The sequence below is a fragment of the Curtobacterium luteum genome (assembly GCF_001475545.1).
Classification (GTDB): Bacteria; Actinomycetota; Actinomycetes; order Actinomycetales; family Microbacteriaceae; genus Curtobacterium; species Curtobacterium luteum_A.
In genome coordinates this window covers 1-3,408 of sequence record NZ_LDQC01000112.1, presented here as the reverse complement: position 1 = coordinate 3,408, position 3,408 = coordinate 1, and the positions used below count along the sequence as shown (strand labels likewise).

Below are 3,408 nucleotides of genomic sequence, written 5' to 3'. Positions count from 1 at the left end.
GGAGGCACGGTGCGGGCCCGCACCGTGCCTCCCGTCCGGTGGTCGGCACGTCCTGACGCGCAGCCCGCGGCGGGCGCGGGCCAGCTGCTCAGCGGTCGGCGATGCCGCCGAGCATCCCCGAGATGAAGCGCTTCTGCAGGAAGAAGTAGAGCAGCACGATCGGCAGGGCCACGATCACCCCTGCGGCGGACAACAGCGAAAAGTCGGTGAGGTGCGCGCCCTTGAAGAAGGCGAGGCCGAGCGGCGCGGTGCGGTGGTCCTCGCTCGTGATGAGGACGAGGGGGAGGAGGAACTCGTTCCAGGTCCACATCGTGATGAGGAGTGCCATGGTCATGATCGGCGCGATCGACGACGGCACGATGACCTGCCAGAGCAGTCGGACGTCGCGGGCACCGTCGAGGCGGGCTGCCTCGATGACCTCGCCGGGGAAGCTGCGGAACTGGTTGCGCATCCAGAAGATGCCGAACGCCAGGGACTGCGCGGTCTGCGGGAGGATCAGGCTCGTGTAGGTGTCGGTGAGGCCGACGGACCGGAGGTTGAAGTACAGCGGGATGATGAAGGCCTCGGCGGGGAGCATGAGGCCGGCGAGCATCACGAAGAAGATGACGTTCGAGCCGAAGAAGTCGAGGCGGGCGAAGGCGAACCCGGCGAACACGGCGAGGACCGCGGTGAGCACGACGACCGACACGGTCACGAGGACGCTCGAGAGCATGTAGGACGCGAAGTGGCCCTGGTTCCACGCGGCGCCGAAGTTGCCGAGGTCGATCGTCGTCGGCACGGTGAAGCCACCGGAGTTCTGGGCCGACGGGGTGACGGAGGAGAGCAGCACGCCGACGAGCGGGATGATCGCGAACAGGGCGAAGAGCGACAGGATGACGTAGTCGACGGTCTTCTCGCGGAGGGAGAGCCTCATGCGACGTCCTTCGGCTGGAGACGGCTGATGAGTGCCGTGACGATCATGATGACGACGGTGAGCGACACGGCGACGGCTGCGGCGGACCCGACCTGCCCGGTCTGGAACGCCCGGTTGTAGGCCTCGAACGCGGGCACCGACGTTGAGTTCCCGGGGCCGCCGCTCGTCGTCACGTACACGAGGTCGAAGGTCTTCAGGGCGGACACCACCGTCAGGGTGAGCGCCGCGGCGATCTGCCCGCGGAGCGAGGGCAGGGTGATGGAGAGGAACTCCCGGGCTGCGCCGGCGCCGTCGATCCGAGCGGCCTCGAACAGGCTCGGGTGGATGTTGCCCACCCCGGACAGGAACAGCACGAGGCAGAGGCCGACGTTCAGCCACGTGCCGACGAAGCCGATCGCAGGCAGGGCGGTGTCGTACCCGCCGAGCCACACCTGCGCGAACTGCCCGAGGCCGACCAGTCGCAGTGCGTCGTTGAGGAGCCCGTCGGCCGAGTAGATCGACACCCAGATCGTCGCGACGACGACGGACGCGATCACCTGGGGGAGGAACAGCACCGTCCGGAAGAACGACATGCCCCGGAGCCGGTTCGCTCGTGAGATGAGCGCGGTGAGGAACAGCGCCAACGCGACGGGGACGGCGGCGTAGAAGACCATGAGGACGAGCGCGTGCCCGAACGACGCCCGGAGCTGCGCGTCGGTGAACACGCTGGCGTAGTTCGCGAACCCGGCCCACGTCGCCACGGACAGGCCGTCCCAGTCGTAGAACGAGTACTGCACGCTCTGCAGGAACGGCACGCCGAGGAAGACCGCGAACACGACGAAGGCCGGGAGGACGTAGAGGTAGGCGACGAGGCTCCGCCGCCGCTTGCGGACGCCGCCGGTGGCCTGACGGGTCCCGCCACGGCGGGCGCTGCGATCGGCAGCGCCCGCCGTGGTTCCGGTGAACTGGGTCACGGTGCTCCTGCCTACTGCTTCACGAAGCCGGCGTAGTCGTCCTGGAGCGTCTTCGTGTACTGCTCCGGGGTCGCCTTGCCCGCGACGAGGTCCTGCATCGCCGCCGTGATGGTGTCGTAGAAGGTCGGGGTGGCGTAGTCGAGGTACGGCGTGATGCTGTTCGACGACGAGATCGACTCGTAGTTGCTCGTGATGTCGCCCGCGATCGTGCCCGAGGCCGGCTCGTCGCCCTCGGGGACCACGGTCGGCAGGTTGCCCTTGTCCACGAGCACCTTCGCGGCGTCCTTGTTCGTGACGAAGTCGATGTACGCCGCGGCGGCGTTCGCGTTCCCGGTCTTCGACGTGATCGCCCAGGCGAGCCCCTCACCACCCATCGTCACCGGACCGCTGGCGCCGTCCGGGGTGAGGGCGGTGAAGCCGATGTCCTTCGCGGAGGACGCCGCCTCGAGCGTGGCCTGGTACCAGGTGCCGGTGATGAGGAACGCCGACCGGCCCTTCCCGAACGCGGCGACGGCGTCGTCACGCGAGACACCGTTCGCACCCTCGGTGACGTAGCCCTTGTCCACCCAGTCGGAGATCGTCTTCGCGGCCTGCACCTCGTCGTCGCCGGTCCAGCTGCCGGACTTGCCTGCGACGAGGTCGTTCACCGCGTCGTGGCCCGCGAGCGCTGAGAGCACGAGCCCGTAGAGGTGGATCCCTGGGCTCTTCTCGACGTCGCCGTAGCTGAGCGGCAGCGTGCCCGCCGCCTTGACCTTCTGCATGTCCTCGGTCAGCTCGGCGACGGTCTTCGGCGGGCTGTCGATGCCGGCCTTCCGCAGGACCGCCTTGTTGTAGTACAGCCCGACCAGTTCACCGGTCTGCGAGACGCCGTAGAGGTCGTCGCCCTGCCAGGTCTTCCCGTCCGAGGAGAACGAGTTGAGCTTCAGGAGGCTCGACGGGTAGTAGTCGTCCCAGCCGTACAGCTTCGCGTAGTCGTCCACCGGCCGGAGGAAGCCGGCCTTCACGAACGCCCCCATGTCCGGGTACCCCTGGTTCGCCTGCACGACGTCGGGCGGGGTGTTGCCCGACAGCGCGAGCTTGAGCGTCGTCTTGAGGTCGGCGAACGACCGGGACACCCGCTTGATCGTGATGTTCGGGTGCGCCTTCTCGAACTCGTCGTTGAGTTCCTGCTGCGCGTCGTTGATGCCGGTGTCGGTGTTCTGGTCCCACACGGTGAGCGTGGTCTTGCCCGACCCGACGTCCTTCGACACCGGGCCGAGGCTCTGGGACGCGGCCGGCGCTGCCGACCCGCCCGGGGTGCAACCGGTCAGGCCGATGGCCACGGCCGCCGCGACGCCGAGGAGGAGCGTCGCCTTGCTGGAGTGCTTCATGGTGGTCCGTTCTTCGGGTGGGAGGGGCGCTTCGGGTGGGAGGGGCGCTCCGGGTGGGGGAGCGGGCGGTTAGGGCGTCGGTGCGGGCGACGGCGTCAAGGAACGACCAGTCGTCGTCCGGGGCAGAGCCGCCCGCCAACGCCCTACGCTGGTCGGGAGTCTCAGCCCTGCG

General features: G+C 68.7%; 3 protein-coding genes. All 3 read right to left on the bottom strand.

What is annotated here, in order from left to right:
- Positions 1-88: 88 nt before the first annotated feature.
- From NS184_RS15805 to NS184_RS15795, 3 genes are read right to left on the bottom strand one after another with little or no spacing between them, the layout of a single operon-like run.
- Entirely contained in the window at positions 89-913 is an 825-nt protein-coding gene (locus NS184_RS15805) for a carbohydrate ABC transporter permease (RefSeq protein ID WP_058727051.1), read from the bottom strand.
- A complete protein-coding gene (locus tag NS184_RS15800) occupies positions 910-1,866 on the bottom strand; it encodes a carbohydrate ABC transporter permease (RefSeq protein ID WP_083513768.1) in 957 nt (318 codons plus the stop codon). The genes NS184_RS15805 and NS184_RS15800 overlap by 4 nt, the downstream gene beginning before the upstream one ends.
- Positions 1,867-1,877: 11 nt before the next feature.
- Positions 1,878-3,236, bottom strand: coding sequence for an extracellular solute-binding protein (locus tag NS184_RS15795; RefSeq protein ID WP_083513767.1), 1,359 nt, complete (start codon positions 3,234-3,236; stop codon positions 1,878-1,880).
- Positions 3,237-3,408 lie beyond the last annotated feature (172 nt).